Annotated in this window: 24 protein-coding genes and 2 tRNA genes; 16 read left to right on the top strand and 10 right to left on the bottom strand. The window is 63.3% G+C overall.

Annotated features, from left to right (window positions below):
• Positions 1-46 precede the first annotated feature (46 nt).
• The 6 genes from BLQ74_RS10310 to gcl all read right to left on the bottom strand — a co-directional run bounded on the left by BLQ74_RS10310 (position 47) and on the right by gcl (position 7,685).
• Positions 47-931 (bottom strand): urea transporter, encoded by an 885-nt coding sequence (locus tag BLQ74_RS10310; protein WP_090262474.1) that lies wholly within the window; start codon positions 929-931, stop codon positions 47-49.
• 384 nt (positions 932-1,315) lie between these two features.
• Positions 1,316-2,746, bottom strand: coding sequence for a pyruvate kinase (gene pyk, locus BLQ74_RS10305; RefSeq protein WP_090262473.1), 1,431 nt, complete (start codon positions 2,744-2,746; stop codon positions 1,316-1,318).
• On the bottom strand, positions 2,743-4,017 hold the full coding sequence (locus BLQ74_RS10300; protein ID WP_090262472.1) for a glycerate kinase type-2 family protein: 1,275 nt from the start codon (positions 4,015-4,017) through the stop codon (positions 2,743-2,745). Before BLQ74_RS10300 ends, pyk begins: the two co-directional genes overlap by 4 nt.
• Positions 4,018-4,081: 64 nt before the next feature.
• Complete coding sequence (locus BLQ74_RS10295) at positions 4,082-4,972, bottom strand: 2-hydroxy-3-oxopropionate reductase (protein WP_090262471.1); 891 nt, start codon at positions 4,970-4,972, stop codon at positions 4,082-4,084.
• 82 nt (positions 4,973-5,054) lie between these two features.
• Positions 5,055-5,837 (bottom strand): hydroxypyruvate isomerase, encoded by a 783-nt coding sequence (gene hyi / locus BLQ74_RS10290; RefSeq protein WP_090262470.1) that lies wholly within the window; start codon positions 5,835-5,837, stop codon positions 5,055-5,057.
• A gap of 72 nt (positions 5,838-5,909) precedes the next feature.
• Positions 5,910-7,685 (bottom strand): glyoxylate carboligase, encoded by a 1,776-nt coding sequence (gene gcl, locus BLQ74_RS10285; RefSeq protein WP_090262469.1) that lies wholly within the window; start codon positions 7,683-7,685, stop codon positions 5,910-5,912.
• 114 nt (positions 7,686-7,799) lie between these two features.
• On the opposite strand from gcl, the gene BLQ74_RS10280 reads away from it, so the two are divergent.
• Together BLQ74_RS10280 and BLQ74_RS10275 are read left to right on the top strand one after the other, a co-directional pair.
• On the top strand, positions 7,800-8,714 hold the full coding sequence (locus BLQ74_RS10280; RefSeq protein ID WP_090262468.1) for a LysR family transcriptional regulator: 915 nt from the start codon (positions 7,800-7,802) through the stop codon (positions 8,712-8,714).
• Positions 8,715-8,898: 184 nt separating this feature from the next.
• The gene (locus BLQ74_RS10275; RefSeq protein ID WP_090262467.1) at positions 8,899-9,330 is read left to right on the top strand and encodes a GlcG/HbpS family heme-binding protein; all 432 of its coding nucleotides are present in this window, start codon (positions 8,899-8,901) and stop codon (positions 9,328-9,330) included.
• 132 nt (positions 9,331-9,462) lie between these two features.
• Here the strand turns inward: BLQ74_RS10275 and BLQ74_RS10270 are convergent, their stop codons facing one another.
• On the bottom strand, positions 9,463-10,116 hold the full coding sequence (locus tag BLQ74_RS10270) for a TetR/AcrR family transcriptional regulator (protein WP_090262466.1): 654 nt from the start codon (positions 10,114-10,116) through the stop codon (positions 9,463-9,465).
• A 182-nt stretch (positions 10,117-10,298) separates the two neighbouring features.
• Between BLQ74_RS10270 and moaA the strand changes: the two genes are divergently transcribed.
• On the top strand, positions 10,299-11,294 hold the full coding sequence (moaA, locus tag BLQ74_RS10265) for a GTP 3',8-cyclase MoaA (protein WP_090262465.1): 996 nt from the start codon (positions 10,299-10,301) through the stop codon (positions 11,292-11,294).
• 94 nt (positions 11,295-11,388) lie between these two features.
• Positions 11,389-11,904, top strand: coding sequence for a hypothetical protein (locus BLQ74_RS10260; protein ID WP_090262464.1), 516 nt, complete (start codon positions 11,389-11,391; stop codon positions 11,902-11,904).
• A 44-nt stretch (positions 11,905-11,948) separates the two neighbouring features.
• On the opposite strand, the gene BLQ74_RS10255 is transcribed toward BLQ74_RS10260, so the two are convergent.
• Positions 11,949-13,232 (bottom strand): NAD(P)/FAD-dependent oxidoreductase, encoded by a 1,284-nt coding sequence (locus BLQ74_RS10255; RefSeq protein ID WP_090262463.1) that lies wholly within the window; start codon positions 13,230-13,232, stop codon positions 11,949-11,951.
• 185 nt (positions 13,233-13,417) lie between these two features.
• Here BLQ74_RS10255 and BLQ74_RS10250 point away from each other — a divergent pair.
• Together BLQ74_RS10250 and BLQ74_RS10245 are read left to right on the top strand one after the other, a co-directional pair.
• A tRNA-Val gene (locus BLQ74_RS10250) sits at positions 13,418-13,494 on the top strand.
• A gap of 452 nt (positions 13,495-13,946) precedes the next feature.
• A complete protein-coding gene (locus BLQ74_RS10245) occupies positions 13,947-14,474 on the top strand; it encodes a DUF4946 domain-containing protein (protein WP_090262462.1) in 528 nt (175 codons plus the stop codon).
• 59 nt (positions 14,475-14,533) lie between these two features.
• Here the strand turns inward: BLQ74_RS10245 and BLQ74_RS10240 are convergent, their stop codons facing one another.
• Together BLQ74_RS10240 and BLQ74_RS10235 are read right to left on the bottom strand one after the other, a co-directional pair.
• Positions 14,534-14,758 (bottom strand): hypothetical protein, encoded by a 225-nt coding sequence (locus BLQ74_RS10240; RefSeq protein WP_090262461.1) that lies wholly within the window; start codon positions 14,756-14,758, stop codon positions 14,534-14,536.
• Between the two features lie 446 nt (positions 14,759-15,204).
• Positions 15,205-15,564: a histone-like nucleoid-structuring protein, MvaT/MvaU family gene (locus BLQ74_RS10235; RefSeq protein WP_090262460.1), complete on the bottom strand. Its 360-nt coding sequence runs from the start codon at positions 15,562-15,564 to the stop codon at positions 15,205-15,207.
• Positions 15,565-15,855: 291 nt separating this feature from the next.
• On the opposite strand from BLQ74_RS10235, the gene BLQ74_RS10230 reads away from it, so the two are divergent.
• The 10 genes from BLQ74_RS10230 to BLQ74_RS10180 all read left to right on the top strand — a co-directional run bounded on the left by BLQ74_RS10230 (position 15,856) and on the right by BLQ74_RS10180 (position 24,362).
• Positions 15,856-16,689, top strand: a complete 834-nt coding sequence (locus tag BLQ74_RS10230; protein ID WP_090262459.1) for an alpha/beta fold hydrolase — start codon at positions 15,856-15,858, stop codon at positions 16,687-16,689.
• 233 nt (positions 16,690-16,922) lie between these two features.
• Positions 16,923-18,845, top strand: a complete 1,923-nt coding sequence (thrS, locus tag BLQ74_RS10220; RefSeq protein ID WP_090262457.1) for a threonine--tRNA ligase — start codon at positions 16,923-16,925, stop codon at positions 18,843-18,845.
• Positions 18,845-19,396: a translation initiation factor IF-3 gene (infC, locus tag BLQ74_RS10215; protein ID WP_170842795.1), complete on the top strand. Its 552-nt coding sequence runs from the start codon at positions 18,845-18,847 to the stop codon at positions 19,394-19,396. The genes thrS and infC overlap by 1 nt, the downstream gene beginning before the upstream one ends.
• Before the next feature lie 60 nt (positions 19,397-19,456).
• Complete coding sequence (gene rpmI / locus BLQ74_RS10210; protein ID WP_090262455.1) at positions 19,457-19,651, top strand: 50S ribosomal protein L35; 195 nt, start codon at positions 19,457-19,459, stop codon at positions 19,649-19,651.
• A gap of 21 nt (positions 19,652-19,672) precedes the next feature.
• Positions 19,673-20,029 carry a 50S ribosomal protein L20 gene (gene rplT / locus BLQ74_RS10205; RefSeq protein WP_003099086.1) on the top strand — a complete coding sequence of 119 codons (357 nt, stop codon included), beginning with the start codon at positions 19,673-19,675 and terminating at the stop codon, positions 20,027-20,029.
• A 97-nt stretch (positions 20,030-20,126) separates the two neighbouring features.
• Positions 20,127-21,143 (top strand): phenylalanine--tRNA ligase subunit alpha, encoded by a 1,017-nt coding sequence (gene pheS, locus BLQ74_RS10200; RefSeq protein ID WP_090262454.1) that lies wholly within the window; start codon positions 20,127-20,129, stop codon positions 21,141-21,143.
• Between the two features lie 36 nt (positions 21,144-21,179).
• Positions 21,180-23,558 carry a phenylalanine--tRNA ligase subunit beta gene (gene pheT / locus BLQ74_RS10195; protein ID WP_090262453.1) on the top strand — a complete coding sequence of 793 codons (2,379 nt, stop codon included), beginning with the start codon at positions 21,180-21,182 and terminating at the stop codon, positions 23,556-23,558.
• A gap of 3 nt (positions 23,559-23,561) precedes the next feature.
• Entirely contained in the window at positions 23,562-23,864 is a 303-nt protein-coding gene (gene ihfA / locus BLQ74_RS10190) for an integration host factor subunit alpha (protein WP_003090661.1), read from the top strand.
• On the top strand, positions 23,845-24,201 hold the full coding sequence (locus BLQ74_RS10185; protein ID WP_009617038.1) for a MerR family transcriptional regulator: 357 nt from the start codon (positions 23,845-23,847) through the stop codon (positions 24,199-24,201). The genes ihfA and BLQ74_RS10185 overlap by 20 nt, the downstream gene beginning before the upstream one ends.
• 84 nt (positions 24,202-24,285) lie before the next feature.
• A tRNA-Pro gene (locus tag BLQ74_RS10180) sits at positions 24,286-24,362 on the top strand.
• The last annotated feature ends 881 nt before the right edge of the window (positions 24,363-25,243 follow it).

The raw sequence follows: 25,243 nt of genomic DNA, 5'->3' as shown, positions 1-25,243 counted from the left end.
ATCCATGCCGCCCCGACGGCGATCAGGCGGGCCTTTGCCGCTCGTTTCAGACCGCCGCGCGTAGCGGCAGCGGGCGCAGCAGGCGTTCGCTGGCGATCAGCAGCAGGCAGGCGAGCACGAAGGGCGCGGTCAGCGCCGGCAGCCCGGCCGCGGCGAAGCCCAGTTGCAGCAGCAGGGCCAGGGCGCTGCCGAGGGCCGGCCAGCAGGGCGCCGGCTGGCGCTGCGCCAGGGCCAGCGCGGCGAGGGCGCTGTTCATGCCGAGCAGGCCGCTGTACAGAGGGGCCGGGGGCAGGCCGGCGAGCAGCGCCACCGGCAGCGCCACGACGGCACCGAACAGCGCCCAACAGGCCACCCGTGGCGAACCCAGCAGCAGGCCGAACCAGAGCAGCGCGCCGGCCAGCGGTGCATCGAGGAACATGACTTGGCCGAAGGCGCGCAGGCTGGCGCCGAGCAGATCGGGCTGGGCGCCAGCCAGGGCAGCGGCCGTGGCCGGCGTGGCGGGCGCCAACTGGAGCAGCTCGCCCAGCGGCGGCAGCGCCCAGCCGAGCAGGATGAACGCCAGGGTATAGGGCGGCAGGCCACGGCGCGCGCGCGCCAGCCGCAGCAGCAGGCGTTGCAGCGCGACGCTGGCCAGGCTGGCGGCGAGGATCAGCAGGGCCAGCGCGGGCGACCAGGCGAAGTGGCAGGGCAGCAGCAGGCCGAGCAGGACTGCGTTGTAGCCGTAGAAGCCGGCGTCGATATCCGCCGGCTCGGCGCGCAGCAGACGCGCCAGCAGCGGCCCGGCGCTGGCGCCGAGCAGGGCGCCGGGCAGCAGGGATGGCGCGCCGGCGCCGATCGCGGCCAGGCAGAGCAGGCCGAACGGGGCATTGGATTGCAGGAATATCTGGCTGAAGCCGCGCAGCCAGCAGGACAGCATCAGGGTTGGGCGCATCTGGAGTCTGGGCAGTGGTCAAGGGGCTCCGGGCTTTCTCCGTCTCCGCGTCGGCGGGCGTGTCGTCCTCGCAGGGACGCCATCCTGGGAAAGCCTGTGAGGGCTAAGCCGGTGCATTCTGCCATGCACTCTTTTGGGGCGCTGATAAAAAAGGAGGCCGTCCATGGGATCGCCATGGGGTGGCCTCGAATTCCTATCGCCTGCGTGGGGTCGTGCGCTGGCGATGGCCGACAAAGGCGCAGGCCAATCCCGGACGGACGGGGGCGCGGCCCCGTTTTCCCGCCCCCGTCCATCCGGGAGTGACGCGGTGTGGAGCCTCGCCTGGCTCCGGAACACTGTTGCCGTGCTCTCCCGCCTGCGGGAGGCGGCGGGCTGCGCGGCCCTTCAGGGCGACAAGGCGGGCGCCACGCTCTCGATGCGCAGCATGTTGGTACTTCCCGGTTGGCCGAACGGCAGGCCGGCCGTCACCACCACGGTGTCGCCGCGATGCGCCATGCGCTGGGCCAGGGCGATTTCCAGGGCGGTGGCACAGATTTCCTCGACGTGCGCGAGCTGCGCGTTGACCACTGAGTGCACGCCCCAGGCCAGGCTCAGGCGGCGCGCGGCCCTGAGGCTGGGCGTCAAGCTGAGGATCGGTGCGGTTGGCCGTTCGCGTGCGGCGCGCAGGGTCGAGGCGCCGGACTGGGTGTAGTTGACCAGCACCGCCACCGGCAGGATGCGGCTGATGCGGCGGATCGCGCAGCTGATGGCATCGGACACCGTGGCCTCCGGCTGCGGGCGGTTCAGTTCCAGTTGCGCCGGGTAGTCCGCCTCGTTTTCCACCTGGCGGATGATCTTCGCCATCATTTCCACCGCCTCGCACGGGTACTGCCCGGAGGCGGTCTCGGCACTGAGCATCAGGCAGTCGGCGCCTTCGCTGACCGCGGTGGCCACGTCGGTGACTTCGGCGCGGGTCGGCGCCGGGGCGAAACGCATGGATTCGAGCATCTGCGTGGCCACCACCACGGGGCGGCCGAGCTGGCGGCAGACCTGGATGATGCGCTTCTGGATACCCGGCACCTGCTGCGCCGGCACCTCCACGCCGAGGTCGCCACGGGCGACCATGATGGCGTCGGCCAAGCGCGCGATGGCGTCGATGGACTGCACCGCCAACGGCTTCTCGATCTTGGCCATGAGGAAGGCGCGGTCGCCGATCAGCGCGCGGGCTTCTTCTATATCTTCCGGGCGCTGGACGAAGGACAGCGCCACCCAGTCCACCCCCAGTTCCAGGCCGAATGCCAGGTCGCGGCGGTCCTTGGGCGTCAGCGGGCTGAGCTTGAGCAGCGCCTCGGGCACGTTGACGCCCTTGCGGTCGGACAGCTCGCCGCTGTTCAGCACGCGGGTCTCGATGGCGTCGCCATGGTTGTTCAGTACCTGCAGGCGGATGCGCCCGTCGTCCAGCAGCAAGCCCATGCCCGGTTCCAGCGCCTGGATGATCTCCGGGTGCGGCAGCATCACGCGGCGCTCGTCGCCGGGCGCGTCGTTGAGGTCGAGGGTGAAGCTCTGGCCCTTGCTCAGTTGCACCGCGCCGCCGTCGAAGCGGCCGACGCGCAGCTTGGGGCCCTGCAGGTCCATGAGGATGCCGATGGGCTGGTTCAGTTCGGCTTCCACCTCGCGCACCCAGGCATAGCGTTGCGCGTGATCGGCATGCTCGCCGTGGCTGAAGTTCAGGCGGAACAGGTTGGCGCCGGCGTCGACCAGGGCGCGCACGTCGTCGCGCGAGCCGATCGCCGGGCCGAGGGTGGCGAGGATCTTGACCTTCTTGGCGTTGTTCATTGCTCGTCACTCTGGAGAATCAGGATGGCGCGGAAGTCGTTGACGTTGGTGCGGGTCGGGCCGGTGACCAGCAGATCGCCCAGTTCGGCGAAGAAGCCGTAGCCGTTGTTGTCGTCCAGCTCGTGCAGCGGATTCAGCCCCGCGGCCAGTGCGCGGCGGTAGCTGCACGGGCTCATCAGCGCGCCGGCGTTGTTCTCCATGCCGTCGATGCCGTCGCTGTCGCCGGCCAGTGCCCAGATGCCCGGTTCGCCCTTGAGCGCGGCGGTGAGGCTGAGCAGGAATTCGCCGTTGCGCCCGCCACGGCCCTTGCCGCGCACGCTCACCGTGGTTTCGCCGCCAGAGAGCAGCAGGCAGGGCGCGGCCAGCGGCTGGCCGTGTTTGCGCACCTGGCGGGCGATGCCGGCGTGGACCTTGGCCACCTCGCGCGACTCGCCCTCCAGGTCGCCGAGGATCAGTACGTTCAGGCCGGCGGCGCGGGCCTTGGCGGCGGCCGCGTCGAGCGCCTGCTGCGGTGTGGCGATGAGGGTGAAGTAGCTGCGCGACAGGCAGTCGTCGCCGGGCTTCACGGTCTCCGAGCGCGGGTCTTCCAGCCAGGCGCGGATGTGCGCCGGGGTTTCGATGGCGTAGCGCTTGAGGATCGCCAGGGCCTCGGCGGAAGTGCTCGGGTCGCCCACCGTGGGGCCGGAGGCGATCACCGTGGCCTGGTCGCCGGGCACGTCGGAGATCGCGTAGGTGTAGACGCTGGCCGGCCAACAGGCGCGGGCCAGGCGGCCACCCTTGATCGCCGAGAGGTGCTTGCGCACGCAGTTCATCTCGTCGATGGCGGCGCCGGACTTGAGCAGCGCCTTGTTCAGCACGCGCTTGTCGTCCAGCGAGATTCCCTCGGCGGGCAGCGCGAGCAGGGCCGAGCCGCCGCCGGACAGCAGGAAGATCACCCGGTCGTCCTCGCTGAGGTCGCTGACCAGCGCCAGCACGCGGCGGGCGACGCGCTCGCCGGCGTCGTCCGGCAGCGGGTGCGCGGCTTCCACCACTTCGATGCGCCGGCAGTTGGCGCCGTAGCCGTAGGGCGCGACCACCAGGCCGTCGACCTCGCCGTTCCAGTGCGCTTCGACCACCTCGGCCATGGCTCCGGCGGCCTTGCCGGCGCCGATGACGATGGTGCGTCCGCCATGCACGCGCGGCAGGTGCCGGGCCAGCACCTGGGCCGGATGCGCGGCGGCGATGGCGGTGTCGAACAGGTCGCGCAGCAAGGCGCGTGGGTCGAGGTCCATGACAGGCTCCCGTGAGTCTCGTGGTTGGAAGAACGCTACCGCCATTGCCCGGGGGCGGGCGGCGTCACTCCTTGCGGATGGAGAAGTTGGCCATGTGCTCCAGGCCCTTGATCAGCGCGGAGTGGTCCCAGTCGCTGCCACCCAGGGCCGCGCAGGTGCTGAACACTTGCTGGGCGTTGGCGGTGTTGGGCAGGTTCAGGCCCAATTCGCGGGCGCCGGCCAGGGCCAGGCTGAGGTCCTTCTGGTGCAGGGCGATGCGGAAGCCCGGATCGAAGCTGCCTTTGACCATGCGCTCGCCGTGCACTTCGAGGATGCGCGAGGAGGCGAAGCCGCCCATCAGCGCCTCGCGCACCTTGGCCGGGTCGGCGCCGTTGCGCGCGGCGAACAGCAGGGCCTCGGCCACCGCCTGGATGTTCAGCGCGACGATGATCTGGTTGGCCACCTTGGCGGTCTGGCCGTCGCCGTTGCCGCCGACGCGGGTGATGTTCTTGCCCAACGCCTGGAACAGCGGCAGGGCGCGCTCGAAGGTGTTCGGGCAGCCGCCGACCATGATGCTCAGGGTCGCCGCCTTGGCGCCGACTTCACCACCGGAGACCGGGGCGTCCAGGTACTGCGCGCCGCAGGCCTTGATCTTCTCGGCGAAGGCCTTGGTCGCGCTGGGCGAGATCGAACTCATGTCGATCACCACCTTGTTCGGGCCGACGCCAGCGGCGATGCCGTCCTGGCGGAACAGCACGTCCTCGACCTGCGGGGTGTCCGGCACCATGACGATGATGAACTCGGCCTCCTGGGCGACTTCCTTTGGGTTGGCCAGGGCGATGGCGCCGCCTTCCAGCAGCGCGGCCGGGGCCTGGTCGTGGTGGCTCGAGAGGAACAGTTGGTGCCCGGCTTTTTGCAGGTTCTGCGCCATGGGCAGGCCCATGATGCCGGTGCCGATGAATCCGATCTTGGCCATGCGAGTGTCTCCTGGTTCGGTTTGTCCATTGGCCGCTTGAGGGGGCGGCGAGCGTTCATTCATGTGGGGGGATGGCTTCGGCTCACACGGCGTTGTGGCTCTTCAGCCAGCCCAGCCCAGCCTCGGTGCTGGTGGCGGGCTTGTATTCGCAGCCGATCCAGCCCTGGTAGCCGATGCGGTCGAGGTGGCTGAACAGGAAGCGGTAGTTGATCTCGCCGCTGCCCGGTTCGTGGCGGCCGGGGTTGTCGGCCAACTGGATGTGGTTGATCGCCGCCAGGTTCTTTTCCAGGGTCCGCGCCAGGTCACCTTCCATGATTTGCATGTGGTAGATGTCGTACTGCAGGAACAGGTTGGGACTGCCGACTTTCTCGCGAAGCGCCAGCGCCTGCCGCGTGTTGCTCAGGTAGAAGCCGGGGATGTCGAGGGTGTTGATCATCTCCATGACCAGCCGGATGCCCGCGGCGCCGAGCTTCTCGGCGGCGTATTCCAGGTTGTTCAGCAGGGTGTTCTCGACGCTGGCGTCGTCGTGGCCCTGCGGGCGGATGCCGGCCAGGCAGTTGACCTGGGTGTTGCCGAGGACCTTGGCATAGGCGATGGCCTGGTCGACGCCGGCGCGGAACTCCTCGACCCGGTCCGGGTGGCAGGCGATGCCGCGCTCGCCGTTCGACCAGTCGCCGGCGGGCAGGTTGAACAGCACCTGTTGGAGCCCGTTGGCGTCCAGGCGGGCCTTGAGCGCCGCGGCCTCGACGTCATACGGGAAGAGGTACTCGACCCCACCGAAGCCGGCCTTGGCGGCGGCCTCGAAGCGGTCGAGGAAGTCCACCTCGGTGAACAGCATGGACAGGTTGGCGCAGAAACGGGGCATATCGGGGCCTCCTAAGGCGGGGTCTTTGCATCGATTCGCCGGGCCCGGCGACGCAGGGCCCGGCGTGCGCAGTCAATCCAGCAGCGAGATCGCGGTCGGCGCATCGGCGCGGCTCTGCGCCAGTTCCTCGAACTCGGTGACGGCATTGATCTCGGTGCCCATGGCGATGTTGGTGACCCGTTCGAGGATCACTTCCACCACCACCGGCACGCGGTGCCGCTGCATCAGTTCACGGGCCTGGGCGAAGGCTGCCTGCAGGTCGTTGGCGTCGAATACGCGGATCGCCTTGCAACCGAGGCCCTCGACCACCGCCACGTGGTCCACACCGTAGCCGTCCAGCTCCGGGGTGTTGACGTTGTCGAACGCCAGTTGCACGCAGTAATCGATGTCGAAGCCGCGCTGCGCCTGGCGGATCAGCCCGAGGTAGGCGTTGTTCACCAGGACGTGGATGTAGGGCAGCTTGAACTGCGCGCCGGCGGCCAGCTCCTCGATCATGAACTGGAAGTCGTAGTCGCCGGACAGCGCCACCACCTGGCGCTGCGGATCGGCCTTGACCACGCCGAGCGCGGCCGGGATGGTCCAGCCGAGCGGACCGGCCTGGCCACAGTTGATCCAGTGGCGCGGCTTGTAGACGTGGAGGAACTGCGCGCCGGCGATCTGCGACAGGCCGATGGTGCTGACGTAGCAGGTGTCCTTGCCGAAGAACTCGTTCATCTCCTCGTAGACCCGCTGCGGCTTGACCGGCACGTTGTCGAAGTGGGTCTTGCGCTGCAGCGTGCGCTTGCGCTCGCGGCAGGCTTCGACCCAGACGCTGCGGTCTTTCAGGCGTCCGGCGGCCTGCCACTCGCGCGCCACGTCGAGGAAGGCGTCGAGCGCCGCGCCGGCGTCGGAAACGATGCCCAGGTCCGGGGTGAACACCCGGCCGATCTGGGTCGGCTCGATGTCCACGTGGATGAACCTGCGGCCCTCGGTGTAGACGTCCACCGAGCCGGTGTGGCGGTTGGCCCAGCGGTTGCCGATGCCGAGCACCAGGTCGGCGTTCAGCAGGGTGGCGTTGCCGTAGCGGTGCGAGGTCTGCAGGCCGCACATGCCGGCCATCAGGCGGTGGTCGTCGGGAATCGCGCCCCAGCCCATCAGCGTCGGGATCACTGGCACGCCGGTCAGTTCGGCGAATTGCACCAGCTTGTCCGCGGCGTCGGCGTTGATGATGCCGCCGCCGGCGACGATCAGCGGCCGCTCGGCGGCGTTGAGCATCGTCAGGGCCTTCTCGGCCTGGGTGCGGCTGGCGCTCGGGCGCCGCACCGGCAAGGGTTCGTAGGTGTCGATGTCGAACTCTATCTCGGCCATCTGCACGTCGAACGGCAGGTCGATCAGCACCGGACCGGGCCGGCCGCTGCGCATTTCGTAGAAGGCTTTCTGGAACGCATAGGGCACCTGGCCCGGCTCCAGCACGGTGGTCGCCCACTTGGTCACCGGCTTGACGATGCTGGTGATATCCACGGCCTGGAAATCTTCCTTGTGCAGACGGGCGCGCGGCGCCTGGCCGGTGATGCAGAGAATCGGGATGGAGTCGGCCGAGGCCGAATAGAGGCCGGTGACCATGTCGGTGCCGGCCGGGCCCGAGGTGCCGATGCACAGGCCGATGTTGCCGGCACGGGTGCGGGTGTAACCCTCGGCCATGTGCGAGGCGCCCTCGACGTGGCGCGCCAGCACGTGGTCGATGCCGCCGATCTTCTTCATCGCCGCATACATCGGGTTGATCGCCGCGCCGGGTACGCCGAAGGCGGTATTCACGCCTTCGCGGCGCAAGACCAGCACCGCCGCCTCGATGGCTCGCATTTTCGCCATGACCTTTTCCTCTCGCTGGAGTCGTTGTTTTTCGCGTTGGAGGCAAGGATGCCGGCTGGGCAAAAGGGGCGGAATTGACGAATACTTCAGTTCTGTCGATATCAGGAGTATCGAATGGACCGTTACACCATCGTCCGTAGCTTCGTTCTGGTCGCCGATCACGGCAGCTTCGCCTCGGCCGCGCTCAGCGAGGGCGTCACCCCGGTGGTCATGGGCCGCCGCCTGGACGCACTGGAGCAACACCTCGGGGTGAAGCTGATGCACCGCTCGACCCGCGGCCTGCAACTGACCGACCTCGGCGAGCAGTACCTGGAGCGCGCGCGCGGGCTGCTGAAAGACTTCGACGAAGCCGACGCCAGCGTCGCCCGTGGCGGCACCTCGGTGCGCGGGCACCTGGTGGTCTCGGCCCCGGCGGCGTTCGGCCGGCGGCACATCGCGCCCCATGCGCCGGCGTTCCTGGCGCGCTTCCCCGATCTCAAGCTGTCGTTCAACTTCACCGACAGCCTGGTCGACCTGGTGCGCCAGGGCTACGACATGGGCATCCGCATCGGCGAGGTCACCGACCCCAACTACGTGGCGGTCAAGCTGTTCCCCAACCGTCGGGTGGTCTGCGGTGCGCCCGACTACTTCGAGCGTCACGGCGTGCCGCGTACCCTGGAGGACCTGGCCCGGCACAACTGCCTGGCGTTCAACCTGCAGGGCGGCCAGCAGCGCGGCTGGACCTTCATGCGCGATGGCAGGCAGGTGGCGGTGCGGGTTTCCGGCAACCTCGATTGCAACGACGGCGAACTGCTCTACGACTGGGTCAAGCAGGGCCTGGGCATCGGCTGGCGCTCGACCTGGGAGATCCAGGCCGAACTCAAGGCCGGCGAGCTGGTGACGGTACTCGATGCGTTCGAGATGCCGGTCTACGACATCCAGGCGGTGTATCCGCAGCAGCGTTACCTGCCGGCCAAGGTACGTTTTTTCATCGACTACCTGAAGGAGATCTACAACACCCCGGGCTACTGGGAGACCCGCCATGCCTGAGGCTTCAGTCGATACTTGGCTTGTCTTCCACTGGATTTGTTTTTGTGTACAAAGGAATTGATTTTTGTATTTATTCGTTGCGCCGGGCGATCCGATCCGCTAGTAGATAAGGGCCTTCAGGATTCCGCTGCGCTGTTTCCGGCTGCCGCGGGCAAACCCTTTCCACTTCGAGAGAAACCCTCCCATGAACGAAATCAGCCTCGATACGGCCCTGGACATCACCCGCAAGGCCCTGGCCGCGGGCCGCGATCTGGCGGCGGCACCGCTGACGGTGGCGGTGCTGGATGCCGGCGGCCACCTGGTCGCCCTGCAACGCGAGGACGGCGCCAGCCTGCTGCGCCCCCAGGTGGCCATCGGCAAGGCGTGGGGCGCGGTGGCCCTGGGTAAGTCGTCGCGCGCCCTGGCCGCCGACGCCCAGCAGCGGCCGTCGTTCATTGCCGCGCTGAACGCCCTGGCCGAGGGTAAGGTGGTGCCGGCAGCGGGTGGCGTGCTGATCCGCGACCGGGACAACCGGGTGATAGGGGCCATCGGCATCAGCGGCGATGTCTCGGACGTCGACGAACAATGCGCGATTCGCGGGGTCCAGGCCGCCGGCCTGCAGGCCGACGCCGGTTGATCGACACTGGACGCCGCGCCAACCCCACGCTCGACCTGGACGAACTTTGCCCGCCCCCGGATCCCCCGAGCAGCCGTTCGAGCGCGGCCAGGCGGCGGATGACGCCGGCGGCATTGCGGGGAGCTGGACGCTTTAGAGCGGCAGTGGTCGCAGGCGCGCCTCGCCCTTGGGCATATCCTTGGCGTCCGGGGCGGTGCCGCGCAGCACCAGGCGGATGATGGTTTCGGCGGCGTCGTTGAAATCGGCGTCGCTGAGGCTGCCCTTGCCGGTGACCATGGAGATCTGCCAGTCGAAATCGGCGTAGGTCTGGGTCGCCGCCCAAATGGTGAACAGCAGGTGGTGCGGGTCCACCGGGGCCAACAGGCCGCGGTCGATCCAGCTCTGCAGGCAGGCGATATTGCGCTGGGCCTGGGCGTTCAGCTCGTCGAGGTATTCCTTCGGCAGGTGCGGCGCGCCGTGCATCAGCTCGCTGGCGAACACCTTGGAGGCGTGCGGCAGTTCCTGGGAGATACGGATTTTCGAGCGGATATAGGCTTTCAGCGCCTCGGCCGGTTCGTCGTCTTCGCGGAACGGCGCCGAGGCTTGCAGCAAGGGCTCGACCACGCTTTCCAGCACGCTGCGGTAGAGGTTTTCCTTGGACTGGAAGTAGTAGTAGACGTTGGGCTTGGGCAATCCGGCGCGGGCCGCGATGTCGCTGGTCTTGGTGGCGGCGAAGCCCTTTTCGGCGAACTCTTCGCTGGCGGCGCGGAGAATCAGGCGTCGATTGCGTTCGCGAATGCTGGTCATGGTGCTGGTCTTCTCGTGCGCGGACGGCCGCGGAAGCGGGCGGGGATGGTAGCACCGGGCCCGCAACCCGCTCAAGCCAAGGCCTGGAGAGGCGAAGCTGACCCAGAGGTTCAGTTTTTGTATACATTTTTCCGGGCCTGAGGTATTCCTAGGCACCCCGAGTTTCATCCCCACTCGCCACCATGTCAGACAGCCAATTGATCGATCCTTTCGGTCGCCGCATCACCTACCTGCGCCTGTCGGTCACCGACCGTTGCGACTTCCGCTGCACCTATTGCATGAGCGAAGACATGCAGTTCCTGCCGCGCGACCAAGTGCTGAGCCTGGAGGAGCTCTACGCGCTGGCCGATGCCTTCATCGGCCTTGGGGTGCGGCGTATCAGAATCACCGGCGGCGAGCCCCTGGTGCGCAAAGGCCTGACCTCCTTGCTGGCGCGGCTCGGCGCGCGCGCGGAGTTGGACGACCTGGCGATCACCACCAATGGCTCGCAACTCACTGAGCGTGCCGCCGAACTGCGTGCCGCCGGCGTGCGCCGGCTGAACATCAGTCTGGATTCGCTGCGTCGCGAGCGCTTCGCCGCCTTTACCCGCAGCGACCGCTTACCCCAGGTGCTGGCAGGTATCGACGCGGCGCGGGCGGCGGGCTTCGAGCGCATCAAGCTGAATTGCGTGGTGCAGAAGGGGCGCAACGACGACGAGGTCTGCGAACTGGCGGCCTTCGCCCTGGCGCGCGGGCTGGACATCAGCTTCATCGAGGAAATGCCGCTGGGGAGCGTGACGAGCCACAGCCGTGCGCAGACCCTGTGCAGCAGCGACGAGGTGCGCGCGCAATTGGCCGGGCGCTGGCCACTGACGCCGAGCCTGGAGCGCAGCGGCGGCCCTTCACGCTATTACCGGGTGGACGGCTTTGCCAGCCGCATCGGTTTCATATCCCCGCACAGCCACAACTTCTGCGGCGACTGCAATCGTGTGCGGGTCACCGCCGAAGGCAAGCTGGTGCTCTGCCTCGGCCACGAGGGGGCGCTCGACCTGCGGGCCCTGTTGCGCCGCCATCCGGGCGACAGCGCGCGTCTGCGCGCGGCGCTGGTCGAGGCGCTGCAACTCAAGCCGCAGCGCCATCATTTCGACGCCAGCGAGCAGGTACAGGTGCTGCGCTTCATGAGCATGACCGGCGGCTGACGCTGCCTGCCTTGAGTGGCAGCCGCCTGCTTGCCTAGAATCGCGCCGCGGGTCGCCGGGAGGCTGGACCCGTATCCCGCGTCGAGAGGCTCAAGTGAGCGATAGCCAACTGCGAATTCCCCTGACGGATACCTGCCTGGTCTGTAGCGGCTTTCGCCTGCAGGTGGCCGGCCGGCCGTCCCTGGAAGTCGATGGCGACCTGCTCTGGGCGGTCGAGCAACGCATTTGGCGGCCCTTGGCCGTGGAACTGCTCGCGCGCAGTCACGGCGTGCAGGTAACGCCGCTGTCGCCCGATCGGCAGCCGGCCTTCGAGGCGCAACAGTTGCTGGCGTGGTGCGGCGAGGCGGTGCTCGTTCGCCAACTGGCGCAGGTCGAGGATATTCCCGGTGCGTTGGCCTGGTGGCAGGCGCAGGCGGGGATCGCCAGTCTGCCCGCGCAGGCTTGGGATAGCGTTTCCTATGCCTGGGGTTGCCTGCTGCGTGTCGATCGCGGCTGCCTGGGGCTGGCCCCCGCGGTTTTCGAATACCTGCTGCTGCCGACTGATCGGGCCGCTGTCTACCTCGGCCACCTGGCGCTGGATTGGCGCAGCCTGCGCTTTATTCCGCGGTAATGAAAACGGCGCCCTGGGGCGCCGTTGTGCATGGCTGGCCGTGCTTACACGCCCAGCTTGTCGCGCAGGTTGTAGTACCAGGCGCCCATGGCCGTGAAGGGCACGCGGAACAGCCGGCCACCCGGGAAGGGGTAGTGCGGCAGGTCGGCGAAGGCGTCGAAGCGCTCGGCCTGGCCGCGCAGGGCTTCGGCGAGGACTTTGCCCGCCAGGTGGGTGTAGGTCACCCCGTGGCCGCTGCAACCCTGCGAGTAGTAGATGTTGTCGCCGATCCGGCCGACCTGCGGCAGGCGCGACAGGGTCAGCAGGAAGTTGCCGGTCCAGGCGAAGTCGATCTTGACGTTCTTCAGCTGCGGGAAGGCCTTGAGCATCTTCGGCCGGATGATGGCTTCGATGTCCGCCGGGTCGCGCGCACCGTAGATCACGCCACCACCGAAGATCAGGCGCTTGTCGCCGGAGAGGCGGTAGTAGTCCAGCAGGTAATTGCAGTCCTCGACGCAGTAGTCCTGCGGCAGCAGGCTGTGCGCCAGTTCCTCGCCCAGCGGCTCGGTGGTGATCACCTGGGTGCCGCAGGGCATCGACTTGGCGGCCAGCTCCGGCATCAGGTTGCCCAGGTAGGCGTTGCCGGCGACCACCACGAACTTGGCCTTCACTCGGCCTTGCGGGGTGTGCACCACCGGGTTGGCGCCGCGGTCGATGCGGGTGGCCGGGCTCTGCTCGTGGATCACGCCGCCGAGGGACTCGACCGCCGCGGCTTCGCCCAGGGCAAGGTTCAGCGGATGGACGTGGCCACCGCTCATGTCGAGCATGCCGCCGATATAGCTGTCGGTGGCGACCACTTCACGGATGCGCTTGGCGTCCATCAGCTCCAGCTGGGTGTGGCCGAAGCGCTCCCAGAGCTTTTTCTGCGCTTCCAGGTGGCCCATCTGCTTGGCGCTGAGGGCGGCGAACACGCCACCGTCCTTCAGGTCGCACTGGATGTTGTACTTGGCGATGCGTTCGCGAATGATGCGGCCGCCTTCGAAGGCCATGTGGCCGAGCAGTTGCGCCTGCTTCGGGCCAACGGTGCGCTCGATGACATCGATGTCGCGGCTATAGCTGTTGACGATCTGGCCGCCATTGCGGCCGGACGCGCCGAAGCCGACCTTGGCCGCTTCCAGCACCGTGACCTTGAAACCGTTTTCCAGCAGGAACAGTGCAGTGGACAGGCCGGTATAGCCAGCGCCGATGATGCAGACGTCGGTTTCGGTCTCGCCCTTGAGTTCGGGGCGCGGAGGGACCGGATTGGCCGACGCTGCGTAATAGGAAGTGGGGTAGGGAGTGTGCGGCATATTGCACCTGTGTTTTTTATTTTTTACGGGATGCGTTGATGCTACCCGAGTCGAATTCGGTCGGCTAGTGGCTGTGCAAAATTTTTTACGCGAGAGCGAACATAAAAAAATTCATTTTTTCAGTGGTTTAGCGAAAAAAGTGCTTGACGGTGGAAAAGCATCGCGTAGAATGCGCCCACATCGACAGGCACATAGCTCAGTTGGTTAGAGCACCACCTTGACATGGTGGGGGTCGTTGGTTCGAGTCCAATTGTGCCTACCAAATCGAACCCGTCTAGTGCGGGACTCAAAGGGCGATCCGAAAGGATCGCCCTTTTTGTTTTTCTGCTTTTATTTCTTCGCGCAGTCTCGCCGTTATTCAGCGATCGCCTGGTTTTGCGCGGTGGGTGGGGTGGATGTCTACTGGGTTGGTCTGGCTCTCTCGTGTCGATATTCGTGCCTGCGCTGATAACCGGAATGCCTGGCGATTGGTCGATGCCAAAGAGGGTGTTGATGTCGGCGTCCTCTGTCAGTTGAGTTCGCTTTCGCCTCCCTGGGGGTTCTTGGGGTTTGGCTCTCTTCCTTTTATTGCGAGGTGTGCTCTCTGGTGCTGTCCTGAGGGTCTGCTGTGTGCTGAGTGGAAGGTGTCTTGGGTTGGCGTGGCGTTTGCGTAGAGGCTGTGAAGGCTTTTGACGGTCAGGCGGGCTGGGGTGTCGATCCCGTCGGGAGGGGCTTATGCGGTGTGTGGGTTTTGCGCGGCTGGCTGTGCTGTGGTTCTGCTTTGCTGCGGGGTCGGCGGCGGCTGATGCCTTGCTGGCTTGGCCTAGTGCTTGGCAAGTCTCGCGCGTTCCGGAGGTATGGGATGGCAATACCGAGGTGGTGCGTGAGCGCGGTATCAAATTGGCGGCGGATGGTTCCCAGGCGTTGGTGATGGAGTTGACGCGCAGTCGGCTGGGGCGCCAGGGGGAGGTCGATGCTCTGCGTGTCATTCTGCAGATGCGCAAGTCGCTGCAGATCGATTTCCTGCAGCAGGGCTTCCAGGCTGCTTGTAGCAAGCCTCGGGAGGCGCGACTGGGTGGTCTGGAGGGGGTGATGCTGGTTTGTTCGATCAGCCAGAACGGCAATGAGGTGATGAAGCAGGTGCTGCAGGTGGCTCTGGGCGAGCAGGCGGCATATTCACTGACTTACGCCGCGCCGGTGGCGCGATATCCTGAGCTGGCTGGCGAGGTCGAAGCGCTGAAGGCGGGTTTGCAACTGCGTTAGTTCGGCTGTTGGCTAAATGAAAAGCCCCGCGTTGGCGGGGCTTTTGCTTTTTGAGTTGTTCATGCTGCGAGCGAGCTCTGTACGCGCTTGATGACGGCCTTCAGCGGCTCCGGGGTCTGGTACTGCTGCGGGTAGAGGCGTTCGCTGTGACGAGCGATGCCGTGTTCATTGACCAGGGTGAAGCTGAAGCTGTCTTTGCGGGCGGCCAGGATGATGCAGTTGAGCGGTGCGAACGCGGACTTGAGGGTATGGATCGCGTCCTGGATCTGGGTAGTGGTTTTCATATTGTCTTGGTTTTCCAAAATGTGACGGTGCGATAGACCGCCTGAAATGTAAAAAGCTCCGGAGAAGGCAGAATGCGATAAGCCTGTGACCGGAATATGGCAGCGAATGGAAACTTGAGGTTGTTTTTCAGAGGGTGTGTCGATCGGTTGGATCGCGTGCCTGATGAATATGGCTTGCCAGTGATGGCGGCTGTTCATCGCTCTCGTCGTGGAGCGTGCTGAGTCCGCTATCTTGAATGGCTGCTGGCCGAGGCCCTGTGTAACCCAGTTGCATGTCCCGAGAGGGGCAATTCTGGGAGGGGCGACCTTAGTTTGTTACTCGCGGCACGGATGCTACGCGATGTCGGTAGCGCTTTGCAAGCTGAATCGATAGGGGTGGCCCGGGATTTGCTTGGTGAGGTGTGTTTCCCGCGAAGGCCGCTGGCCCTCGCGGGATTGGCGCTGACTTACTTCTGCAGCCAGGACTCTACGGTTTCTGCACCGTATTGCTGTTTCCAGGCTTTCAGGGTCTTGTGATTGCCGCCCTTGGTCTCGATGGTCTCGCCGTTGTGCGGGTTCTTGTAGACCTTGAGTTGGCGGCTGCGGCGTTGTGGGGCTGGGCTGGCAGCTGCGCCGGTCGGGGTCTGCGGATCGAGGACTTCGATCACGTTGCGCAGATTCATGCCGTATTCGTCCATCAGCGCCTGGAGCTGGTCTTTGAATTCCAGTTCTTTCTTCAGGCCGCCGTCGCTTTTCAGCTTTTCCAGCAGTGCCAGTTGTTCTTTGAGCAGGCGTTCGGCTTCACGGAATTCCGCGAGTTTAGACATGGTTACACTCCAGGGCGGTCTTTCCGAAGCATGTATCGAATCTGCCGCAAGGGCGATGGTTGCGTTCGGAAGTTGTTATGGGCGTGCGGATTATTAATTTAAAAGAAGCGCTTAGGCAATATTTAAACGGAAGCCATGCGCGCTTTGTGGGTATGTCCCGGTCCTTATTGGCTTTCGGGCTTTTTCTGTTCTCTGGTGCGTGGATAATTGTTTTGGCCGAATTAAAGGTCGGTCGTTTTCGGTGAAAATCGGTTTTGTCTTGCGTGTGCTGCAAATATTTAAGGATGGGTCATGGTTTCGCGCGTTGTGTCGTATCGGGTGAATGGTCGAGACATCGCCTGTCTGAGTGGCGGGGATGGTGTGCCGCTGGTGCTGGTGCATGGCTCCTTGTGCGATTACCGCTACTGGCACTGGCAGATGCCTGGTTTGGCGCGGTATTTCCATTTGCTGGCGCCCAGTTTGCGGCATTACTACCCGGATGCATGGGATGGGTTGAGTGGCGACTTCACTACTCAGCAGCATGTGGATGATCTTCTGGCTCTGCTGGAACAGTTGGGTGAGCCGGTGCATCTGCTCGGGCATTCCCGTGGGGGCAACCTTTGCTTGCGTGTGGCGCTGGCGGCTCCGGAGCGGCTGCGCTCGCTGTCCCTGGCCGACCCGGGTGGGGATTTCGCCGCCGAGGTATTTCGAGCCGCGGGGCTGGAAGTGCCCGTAGCCCCGGTCGAGCGCAACCGTTTTCGCGAGCAGGCGCTGCAGTTGATCCGCCAGGGGGAAACGGAGGCGGGGCTCGAGCTGTTCGTCGATACCGTCAGTGGTGCAGGGGTCTGGCGGCGTTCGTCGAAGCATTTTCGGGAGATGGCTTCGGCTAATGCAATGACCCTGGTCGGCCAGGTGGCCGATCACCCGGAGCCGCTGAGTCTGTCGGCGTTGCGTGGCTTGCACCTGCCTGTGCTGCTACTCAGTGGCGAGCTGAGCCCGGAGCCGTTTCCGCGGATAGTCTCCGCCTTGAGCGCAGTGCTGCCCGATGTGAGGGTGAGCATCATCAAGGGGGCGTCCCATGGCATGAATGCGACTCGCCCGGCGGCATTCAATCGGGCGCTTCTGGAGTTTCTCGATGCGGTCTAGTTGTTACTCGTCAGCCGGGCCGACATGAAGTACCATGCCGGCTCGCTGCGGGCATTATTGCGCCGTGGCGCTTGAATCGATTCTTTCCAGTGATCTCCGTCCGCGCGCGATTGCGCAGGGTGCCGACAAGGCGCCTGCCACTGTGAGGCAGGCATTCCCGGCGGGCGACGCTTACTGGCACATCCCAACCCATGTGGCCTTTCGTAGGGGTCACCACTAGGAGAGGAGGCGCCATGCCCATCATTACTCTTCCCGACGGTAGTCAGCGTTCCTTCGATCACTCGGTCAGCGTGGCTGAGGTGGCTCAATCCATTGGTGCGGGGCTGGCCAAGGCCACTCTGGCCGGTAAGGTCAATGGCCGTCTGGTCGATGCCTGCGACCTGATTGACAGTGACGCCACCCTGCAGATCATTACCCCGAAGGACGAGGAGGGGCTGGAGATCATCCGTCACTCCTGTGCGCACCTGGTCGGTCATGCGGTCAAACAGCTGTATCCCACCGCGAAGATGGTCATCGGCCCGGTAATCGATGAAGGCTTCTACTACGACATTTCCTACGAGCGTCCCTTCACGCCGGAAGATATGGCGGCGATCGAAGCTCGCATGCAGGAACTGATCGACAAGGATTACGACGTCATCAAGAAGATGACCCCGCGTGCCGAGGTCGTCGAGCTGTTCAAGGCTCGTGGCGAAGACTACAAGCTGCGCCTGATCGACGATATGCCGGACGAGAAGGCCATGGGCCTGTACTTCCATGAGGAGTACGTGGACATGTGTCGTGGCCCGCACGTGCCGAATACGCGCTTCCTCAAATCCTTCAAGTTGACCAAGATCTCTGGCGCCTACTGGCGCGGCGACTCGAAGAACGAGCAGCTGCAGCGCATCTATGGCACCGCCTGGGCCGATAAGAAGCAACTGGCTGCCTATATTCAGCGTATCGAGGAAGCCGAGAAGCGCGACCATCGCAAGCTGGGCAAGCGCTTGGATCTGTTCCATACCCAGGAAGAAGCGCCGGGCATGGTGTTCTGGCACCCGAACGGCTGGACCGTCTATCAAGTGCTCGAGCAGTACATGCGCAAGCTCCAGCGCGACAATGGCTACCTGGAGATCAAGACCCCGCAAGTGGTCGACCGCAGCCTCTGGGAGAAGTCCGGGCACTGGGCGAACTACGCCGAGAACATGTTTACCACCGAGTCGGAAAGCCGCGACTACGCGATCAAGCCGATGAACTGCCCGTGCCATGTGCAGGTGTTCAATCAGGGTTTGAAGAGCTACCGCGAGCTGCCGATGCGTCTCGCCGAGTTCGGCGCTTGCCACCGCAACGAGCCGTCCGGTGCGCTGCACGGCATCATGCGTGTACGTGCCTTCACTCAGGATGACGCGCACATCTTCTGCACCGAGGAGCAGATGCAGGCCGAAGCTGCGGCCTTCATCAAGCTGACCCTGGATGTGTATTCCGACTTCGGTTTCACCGATATCGAGCTGAAGCTGTCCACTCGTCCGGAAAAACGTGTGGGCTCCGAAGAACTTTGGGATCAGGCGGAGGCGGCTTTGGCCGCGGCCCTGGATCATGCGGGGCTGAAGTGGGATCTGCAGCCGGGCGAAGGTGCCTTCTATGGGCCCAAGATCGAGTTTTCCCTCAAGGATTGTCTGGGTCGCGTCTGGCAGTGCGGTACGCTGCAGCTGGACTTCAACCTGCCGACCCGCCTGGGGGCGGAGTACGTCAGCGAGGACAACAATCGTAAGCATCCGGTGATGCTGCATCGTGCCATCCTCGGCTCCTTCGAGCGCTTCATCGGCATGCTCATCGAGCATTACGAAGGGGCCTTCCCGGCATGGCTGGCGCCAGTTCAGGCGGTGGTCATGAATATCACCGACAAGCAAGCCGAGTTTGCCGACGAGGTGGTCCGCACACTCGATCAAAGCGGATTCCGTGCCAAGTCCGACTTGAGAAACGAGAAGATCGGCTTTAAAATCCGCGAGCATACTTTGCTCAAGGTTCCCTATCTCCTGGTTATTGGAGACAGGGAGGTTGAATCGAAGGCCGTCGCCGTACGTACGCGCGAAGGGGAAGACCTAGGCTCTATGCCGCTTTCCCAGTTCGTCGAGCTGTTGACTCGGGCGGTATCCCGGCGTGGTCGCCAAGACTCGGAGTAATCATTATTAAGCGTGAAATGAGGCAGGATAAGCGGGCTCTCCCGAAACCACCGATCAACGAAAACATCTCTGCTCGTGAGGTTCGCCTGATTGGCGCCGACGGTCAGCAGATCGGCGTTGTTTCGATCGATGAGGCCCTCCGCCACGCCGAAGAAGCCAAGCTGGACCTGGTAGAAATCTCTGCTGATGCGGTGCCTCCTGTCTGCCGCATCATGGACTACGGCAAGCACCTGTTCGAGAAAAAGAAGCAGGCGGCTGCAGCCAAGAAGAACCAGCACCAGCAACAGATCAAAGAAATCAAGTTTCGTCCAGGGACGGAAGAAGGGGATTACCAGGTAAAACTACGCAACCTGGTACGTTTCCTTAGTGATGGGGACAAGGCCAAGGTATCCTTGCGATTCCGCGGCCGTGAGATGGCCCACCAGGAGCTGGGAATGGAGCTGTTGAAGCGGGTCGAACAAGATCTCGCGGAATACGGCTCCGTTGAACAGCATCCTAAGCTGGAAGGACGCCAGCTGATGATGGTCATCGCTCCCAAGAAGCGTAAATAACCTCCCGGGCACTGGCAGGCCTGATGGTTATCGGTTGTTAACGAATGCGGAGTACTAAACATGCCAAAGATGAAAACCAAGAGTGGCGCTGCTAAGCGCTTCAAAGTGACTGCTGGTGGCATCAAGCACAAGCACGCTTTCAAGAGCCACATCCTGACCAAAATGACCACCAAGCGTAAGCGTCAGCTGCGAGGCTGCTCGCTGCTCGCCGCTTCTGATGTGCGTCGTGTAGCACGCTCCCTGCGTCTGCGTTGATTTCTGGTAGAGGATAGATAAATGGCTCGTGTTAAGCGTGGCGTCATTGCCCGTCGTCGTCACAAGAAAATTCTGAAGCTCGCCAAAGGCTACTACGGCGCACGCTCGCGCGTGTTCCGCGTTGCCAAGCAGGCGGTAATCAAGGCTGGCCAATACGCCTACCGTGACCGCCGTCAGCGCAAGCGCCAGTTCCGCGCTCTGTGGATCGCTCGTATCAACGCTGGTGCTCGTCAGAACGGTCTGTCTTACAGCCGTCTGATCGCTGGCCTGAAAAAGGCGGCCATCGAGATCGACCGTAAGGTACTGGCCGATCTGGCTGTGAACGAAAAAGCGGCGTTTACCGCGATTGTCGAAAAAGCGAAGGCAAGCTTGGCTTAAGCCCTACGACAATCACCGGGTTTCGATCCGGCAGTAACGTCACCGATAGGGGAAGAGCCTTACCGCTCTTCCCCTATTTTGTATCTGGAGTTGGTACATGGAAAACCTGGACGCGCTGGTCTCCCAAGCCCTGGAGGCTGTGCGACACACCGAAGACGTCAATGCCCTGGAGCAGATCCGGGTCCACTATCTTGGCAAGAAAGGCGAGCTGACCCAGGTGATGAAGACCCTGGGCGACCTGCCGGCCGAGGAGCGCCCCAAGGTTGGAGCGCTGATCAACGTTGCCAAGGAGAAGGTGCAGGATGCCCTGAATGCCCGCAAGACAGCCCTTGAGGGGGCAGCCTTGGCGGAGAAGCTGGCGGCTGAACGTATCGACGTGACTTTGCCGGGCCGTGGCCAGTCTTCCGGTGGCCTGCATCCGGTCACCCGTACCAAGGAGCGCATCGAACAATGCTTCACCCGCATCGGCTATGAAGTCGCCGAGGGGCCGGAAGTCGAAGATGACTACCATAATTTCGAAGCGCTCAACATTCCCGGCCACCATCCGGCGCGGGCGATGCACGATACCTTCTATTTCAACGCCAACATGCTGCTGCGTACCCATACCTCGCCGGTTCAGGTGCGCACCATGGAAAACCAGCGTCCGCCGATCCGCATCGTCTGCCCGGGGCGTGTGTATCGCTGCGATTCCGACCTGACTCACTCGCCAATGTTCCACCAGGTCGAAGGGCTGCTGGTCGACGAGGATGTCAGCTTCGCCGACCTCAAGGGCACCATCGAAGAGTTCCTCCGTGCCTTCTTCGAGAAGGAGTTCGCGGTACGCTTCCGTCCGTCCTTCTTCCCCTTTACCGAGCCTTCGGCAGAAGTCGATATCCAATGCGTGATCTGCAGCGGCAAAGGTTGCCGTGTGTGCAAGCAGACTGGCTGGCTGGAGGTCATGGGTTGCGGCATGGTGCATCCGAGTGTGTTGCGCATGTCCGGCATCGATCCGGAAAAATACCAAGGCTTTGCCTTCGGCATGGGCGTCGAGCGCCTGGCCATGTTGCGCTACGGCGTGAACGACTTGCGCCTGTTCTTCGACAACGATCTGCGGTTCCTTGGGCAATTCCGCTAGGCCGCACGAACGTCAACGAATTCTTAGGAGAGCAGGATGAAATTCAGTGAACAGTGGCTGCGGAGCTGGGTAAATCCGCAGGTTTCCCGTGACGAGCTGGTGGCTCGTCTGTCCATGGCCGGCCTCGAGGTCGATGCCGTGATCCCGGTTGCCGGTGCTTTCAGCGGTATTGTGGTCGGTGAAGTTCTGAGCACCGAGCAACATCCGGACGCCGACAAGCTGCGCGTCTGCCAGGTCAGCAATGGTACCGAGACTTTCCAGGTGGTGTGCGGTGCGCCCAACGTGCGCCCCGGCCTGAAGATTCCCTTTGCCATGATCGGTGCCGAGCTACCGGGCGACTTCAAGATCAAGAAGGCCAAGCTGCGTGGCGTCGAGTCCAACGGCATGCTCTGCTCCGCGAAGGAGCTGGAAATCAGCGACGACAACTCTGGACTGATGGAGTTGGCTGTCGACGCACCCGTTGGCCAGGATATTCGTCAGTATCTGTGCTTGGATGACGCCTCTATCGAGTTGGGGTTGACCCCCAACCGAGGAGACTGTCTTTCCCTTAGCGGTTTGGCTCGCGAAGTCGGTGCTCTCTATGCCGCTTCGGTCAGTCCGGTCGAGGTCAAGGAAGTCCCGGCGAGCATCGACGAGGTTCGTCAGATCGAGCTGCTAGCGCCCAAGGCCTGTCCGCGCTATCTGGGGCGTGTGGTCCGCAATGTCGACCTGAGCCGTCCGACTCCGTTGTGGATGGTCGAGCGCCTGCGCCGTTCGGATATCCGCAGCATCGATGCGGCTGTGGATATCACTAACTATGTGATGCTCGAACTGGGCCAGCCGATGCATGCCTTTGATCTCGATGAGATCAAGGGTGGCATTCGTGTGCGTATGGCCGAAGAGGGCGAGAAGCTGGTCCTGCTCGACGGCCAGGAAATTGCCTTGCGTGCCGACACGCTGGTGATTGCTGATCATGGGCGCGCTCTGGCTATCGCTGGCGTCATGGGGGGCGAGCATAGTGGCGTGAGTGCCAAGACCCGTGACCTGTTCCTGGAAAGTGCTTTCTTCGACAGCATCGCCGTAGCCGGCAAAGCTCGCTCCTATGGCCTGCATACTGATGCTTCGCATCGCTATGAGCGAGGTGTCGATTGGCAGCTGGCGCGCCGTGCCATGGAGCGCGCCACCGAGTTGCTGCTGGAGATCGTCGGTGGCGAAGCCGGGCCGGTGGTCGAGCAGGTCAGTGCCGATGACTTGCCCAAGGTCGAACCAGTGGTCCTGCGAGCCGAGCGCGTCAAGCAAATGCTCGGTATGGAAATGGATTACGCGGAAATCGAACGCTTGCTCTCTGCTTTGCAGTTTGGCGTGCAGGCTGATGGAGATGGTCGCTGGAAGGTCGTAGTGCCTAGCCATCGTTTCGATGTCTCCCTGGAGGTCGATCTGATTGAGGAGTTGGCTCGGCTGTACGGCTACAACCGCCTGCCGGTTCGCTATCCTCAGGCTCGCCTGGCGCCCAATACCAAATCCGAGACCCAGGCTGAGCTGCCAGGGCTGCGCCGCCTGCTGGTAGCTCGTGACTATCAGGAAGCCATCACCTACAGCTTCATCGATCCCAAACTGTTCGAGGCATTCCATCCCGGCGTCAAGCCGCTGACCCTGGCCAATCCGATTTCTGCGGACATGGCTGCTATGCGTGCATCTCTCTGGCCTGGATTGGTCATGGCGCTGCAGCACAACCTCAACCGCCAGCAGACCCGTGTTCGGCTGTTCGAAAGCGGTTTGCGTTTTGTTGGTCAGCTTGAAGGCTTGAAGCAGGAAAACATGCTGGCTGGTGTTGTCTGTGGTAGTCGTGAGCCGGAAGGTTGGGCCAATGTTCGCGACGGTGTCGACTTCTTCGACGTGAAGGCTGACATCGAAGCGCTTCTGGCAAACACCGGTGCGCTGAATGATTTTGCTTTTGTACCTGGCGAGCATCCTGCTCTGCATCCGGGGCAGACTGCCCGGGTCGAGCGTGATGGTGTGCTGGTAGGCTATGTCGGTGCGCTACATCCTGAGCTTGCCAAGTCGCTGGGGCTGGATCGCCCGGTCTATCTCTTTGAGCTAGTGCTGGCCGAGGTGGTGCGTGGCCGGTTGCCGAAGTTCAGTGAGTTGTCGCGTTTCCCGGAGGTACGCCGTGATCTGGCGTTGATCGTCGATCGTGAGACGCCAGCGGACTTCGTGTTGGCGGCCATCCGCGAAGCGGCAGGGGAGTGGCTGACAGACCTCAGGCTGTTTGATGTCTATCAAGGTAAAGGCATTGATCCGCTTAGAAAAAGCTTGGCAGTCGGCTTGACCTGGCAGCATCCATCACGCACTCTTAATGATGACGAAGTGAACGCGACTACGCAAAATATCGTCGCCTCGCTGGAGCAAAGGTTCAACGCCACGTTAAGGAAGTAGCGTATGGGGGCTCTGACGAAAGCTGAAATTGCCGAACGTCTGTATGAAGAGCTGGGCCTGAATAAACGGGAAGCCAAGGAACTGGTGGAGCTCTTCTTTGAAGAGATCCGCCAGGCGCTGGAGCACAACGAGCAGGTTAAATTGTCCGGTTTTGGCAATTTTGATTTGCGCGACAAGCGTCAGCGCCCAGGGCGGAATCCCAAGACGGGAGAGGAGATCCCGATTACGGCTCGCCGCGTCGTCACCTTTCGTCCAGGGCAGAAACTGAAAGCCAGGGTTGAGGCCTATGCTGGAACCAAGTCATAACGACGAACTTCCACCCATTCCGGGCAAGCGTTACTTCACCATTGGTGAAGTCAGCGATCTCTGCGCGGTGAAGCCGCACGTTCTGCGGTACTGGGAGCAGGAATTTCCACAACTCAACCCGGTCAAGCGCCGGGGGAACCGTCGCTATTATCAGCGTCAGGATGTGCTGATGATCAGGCAGATCCGGGCGCTGCTGTACGACCAAGGTTTCACCATCGGTGGGGCGCGCCAGCGTCTCTCCGGCGACGAGGCTCGCGAAGACATTACGCAGTACAAGCAACTCATCCGGCAGATGATTGCGGAATTGGAAGATGTTCTTCACGTGTTGCGCAAGTAGCTGAAAAAAATGAAAAAAGCGCTTTGCTGAAAGAATAGCTTGAGGTATAGTGCGATCCGCTAACCGGGAAGCCGGAAGCGAAGTCGGGGCGTAGCGCAGCCTGGTAGCGCACTTGCATGGGGTGCAAGGGGTCGAGTGTTCGAATCACTCCGTCCCGACCAAAAATCCCTAGAAAATCCAGTCACTTAGCGGTGACTGGATTTTTTTATGGGCGGAATTCCTTGTGCTCGGGAAATATAGGGCACACATAGGGCACAACGACCTTGGGGTTCTTTTCTTGTGCCCTTCATCTTATCGTTGCTCATGGGGCTTATGGCTGGACTTGCCCCTATCAGCCCGGACACTGGTACCTCGTTAAGTTGATGCCTCAGCCAAGCTGTGGAATTGCACTCCACCCGGCCATCCGTTTGCATTCGACCTGACCTGTCATTTTCATGCGTTCTGACCACCGATTGCATCGGATATGACCAGCTCGCTTTACAAACATGATGGGTAGAGAATGGCCAATAGCGGCCAGTGAATACGCTGACGCCCCCCTTCCACAAAATCTCATCCAACAGTGGTGAGCCATCCCGATACTGCACGACTCATCAACCGCCACAGCACTATGAGCCGAAGGGAACGGCCAGGAGTCGCTGTGCCAGCGGCCCCCTGGCTACCTGCTATCGCCTACTTCTGCTGTTTGCCTCTGATATTGCCGACAACTTCGTCAGCGACGGCGCCAACCGCTGCGCCAATCCATCCACTGCCGCCAGCGATTGCGGCAATGCTGGGACCAATGGCCGCACCGCCTACCGTTCCCTGCTGCTCAGGTGTCATCGAGATACAACCGACCACACTGGCCAGGTAGCTGCCCCTCACCAGGGGCAGCAATCGCCAAAGAAGACATTTATAAACAGCTTTGACAGAGCCAGGAGCCGGTCCTTTGGCTTCTGCCGGACGCGCCTAGTCTCGACATTGCGTGCCACAATTCTTGACGAGTTTTCTCGTGCATTTGGTGCGGGAAATTTTGTAGCTTTGGGAGTCGGACCTGCTGGAGCCC

Source organism: Pseudomonas panipatensis (assembly GCF_900099785.1).
Lineage (GTDB): Bacteria > Pseudomonadota > Gammaproteobacteria > Pseudomonadales > Pseudomonadaceae > Pseudomonas > Pseudomonas panipatensis.
The sequence above is the reverse complement of the archived record's forward strand: the minus strand, read 5'-3'. Positions and strand labels throughout refer to the sequence as shown.